Source organism: Flavobacterium sp. SM15 (assembly GCF_022012335.1).
GTDB lineage: Bacteria > Bacteroidota > Bacteroidia > Flavobacteriales > Flavobacteriaceae > Flavobacterium.
Window position 1 is genome coordinate 1 of the sequence record NZ_JAKLTO010000037.1, and the last position, 297, is coordinate 297.

Below are 297 nucleotides of genomic sequence, written 5' to 3' on the forward strand. Positions count from 1 at the left end.
ACTTACTCCACTTTGAACTACTGTCCAATCAAAAGTAGTCCCTGCAACAGGGCTGCTTAATAAAATATTTGGAGCAGATCCCGAACAGATCGCATCCGATGATGGTGATGCCGAACCTGCAGGAATAGGCTTAACAGTAATAATTACATCAAAAGGAGTACCGCTACATCCGTTGGCTGTTGGAGTTACCGTATAAGTAGCTGTTCCGTTTACAATTCCTGAATTTGTTAAAGTTTGTGCTATAGTTGTTCCACTTCCATTGGAAGCACCGCTTACTCCATTTTCAACTACCGTCCA

Annotated in this window: 1 protein-coding gene; it reads right to left on the minus strand. The window is 42.4% G+C overall.

Going from position 1 to position 297, the window contains the following annotated elements:
• On the minus strand, positions 1–297 hold a 297-nt coding region (locus LZZ90_RS14015), incomplete at both ends, for a PKD-like domain-containing protein (protein ID WP_305039224.1).